Consider the following 2,576-nt stretch of genomic DNA (forward strand, 5'->3'; position numbering starts at 1 on the left):
GTGTAAACCCTTGCACTTGCTCTAATTGAAAGCCCATATCTTTAGTTTCTGCAGCAAGATTTGCCATATCTTCCACCTCACAAGCTGGATGATTAGAAATAAAGTAAGGGATTAATTGGAGCTTTAATCCTTTTTTAATATTTATTTTATCAAAACGTTCTTTAAACTTATGAAAATATTTAAATGATGGTTTACGCATTAATTTTAATACAGGGTCTGAGGTATGCTCTGGTGCTACTTTTAAACGTCCAGAAACGTGTTTTGTCATTACCTCTTCTGTATAATCATCTAATTCTTTAGGATCGGCATTTTTATTAAACTCTGGCACCAACATGTCATGACGAATCCCACTACCTATAAACGATTTTTTTACTTTTGGATGTTTATCTACAGCTTGATACAGTTCTGTTAATGGTTTATGAGATGTATCTAGATTACTACATATTACTGGCGAAATACAAGAGGGTGCAACACATTTGTCGCAAATAGACTGTATTTTACCTTTCATTTTATACATATTTGCTGAAGGGCCTCCAATATCTGATAAATAGCCTTTAAAATCTGGCATGTTAGCTACTGTATCTACTTCCTTTAAAACAGACTCTTGGCTTCTACTAGCTATAAATTTGCCTTGGTGAGCAGAAATAGTACAGAAACTGCAACCACCAAAGCAACCTCTATGAATATTTATAGAAAATTTAATCATTTCAAACGCAGGAATTGGCCCTCGTTTATTGTATTTAGGATGTGGCAATCGTGTATATGGCAAATCGAAAGAAGCATCGATTTCTTTCTCCGTCATAGTTGGATATGGCGGATTAATCATTAAAACTTTCCCTCCTACTTCTTGAAAAATACGTCGTGCTTTTAACTTATTCGATTCTTGTTCTATTACTTTAAAGTTCGACGCAAACTTCTTTTTATCTTTTAGGCATGTCTCGTGCGAATGTATACTAATATCTTCCCAATTAGAGTTTTTTGGGACTTTATCTCCTTTCTCTATTAAAACAGCGGTTTGCTTTATTGTTTTTAAACTAGAAAACGGGACTCCTTTTTGTAATAACTCTACAACTTCTCGTAATGGCTGTTCTCCCATTCCATATACCAACATATCTGCTTTAGAACTTTCTAATATAGATGGCATTAGTTTATCGCTCCAATAATCGTAGTGTGTTACACGGCGCAAAGACGCTTCAATTCCTCCAATTAAAACAGGAACATCAGGGAATTTTTCTTTTAAAATGTTAGAATACACAGTAGTTGCATAATCTGGTCTAAACCCTATGTCTCCATTAGGTGTGTATGCATCTTTATCTCGTCGTTTTTTACTTGCGGTATAATTACTTACCATGGGATCCATACAACCACCAGTAATCCCAAAAAATAATTTTGGTACGCCAAGTTTAGTAAAATCCTGCAAATTATCTGTAACACTTGGCTGCGGTACTATAGCTACACGTAGCCCATAACTTTCCAAAATACGCCCTATAACAGCAGGACCAAAAGAGGGGTGATCTACATAAGCATCACCACTAAATAAAATAACATCTAGCGCTTCCCAACCTCTAATTTTCACTTCTTTATTAGTTGTTGGTAACCAATCTGATAATCTATGCTGATCCTGTTTCTCCTTCATCCTGCAAAAATACTCTATTTGTAGGTCTTTTCTAAATTTAATAGTAATTCTAATTCTTCATTTTGGTTATAATGTCTTTTATATAGTATCTTGAGCTTCTTTTAACTTGTATCTTACAATCTTGGTAGCAAACAAAAAAATAATAGAAATAGAATATTATATAGTTGATGTATTCACCTCATTAAAATACGGAGGAAATCAATTGGCCGTTTTTGTTGATTATAATAATTTGGTTACAGATAAAGAGATGCTAAGTATAGCAAGGGAGTTAAATTTTCCTGAGATTACTTTTATAAAAAAGAACAGAAATAACACCGCTTTTGATGTTAGAATTTTCACTCCAGAATACGAAGTCCCTTTTGCTGGGCATCCCTCATTAGGTACTGCGTTTATAATATCTAAATACTTATTGCCTAATCCTAAAAAATGCATCATATTACATTTAAAGCATTCTAAAATTAGTATAGATATTACCGCAATTGATGATATTGACAAGAGTTATTTTGTAATGGAACAAGCTGCTCCAGAGTTTATTAATGTATTTAACCATAACGATATTGCAAACGGATTAGGTATAGATATTAAAGCTCTAAACAGACAAAATCCTATAGAGGAAATCAGTACGGGTTTGCCCTATATTATTATTCCAATGTTAAGCTTAAAAGCCATAAACCAAATAAAACTTGACTCGAAAAAAGTTATTGACTTTTTAACTAAACATAACAAGTATAAAACTAATAGTATAACTGGCCTTACAAGCTCTTTATTTTTTGTAACTGAAGAAACCGTTGAGTCTACTAATGATTATAATACAAGAATGTTTTGCATTGAAAACGGGCGTCTTATTGAAGATGCAGCTACAGGAAGTGCCAATGGTTGTTTTTTAGCCTATCTTTTAAAAACAAAATCTAATACTGTTTCGGCAACTGTAGAACAAGGG

Annotated in this window: 2 protein-coding genes; one reads left to right on the plus strand and one right to left on the minus strand. The window is 33.2% G+C overall.

The window, feature by feature from the left end; all coding sequences use genetic code 11:
• A partial coding sequence (locus ACVC2P_RS20395; protein ID WP_452600277.1) for a YgiQ family radical SAM protein occupies positions 1-1,636 on the minus strand: 1,636 nt, incomplete at its 3' end.
• A gap of 121 nt (positions 1,637-1,757) precedes the next feature.
• Here ACVC2P_RS20395 and ACVC2P_RS20400 point away from each other — a divergent pair.
• On the plus strand, positions 1,758-2,576 hold an 819-nt coding region (locus ACVC2P_RS20400), incomplete at its 3' end, for a PhzF family phenazine biosynthesis protein (protein ID WP_452600278.1).

It is taken from the genome of Pontimicrobium sp. MEBiC01747, from assembly GCF_053601635.1.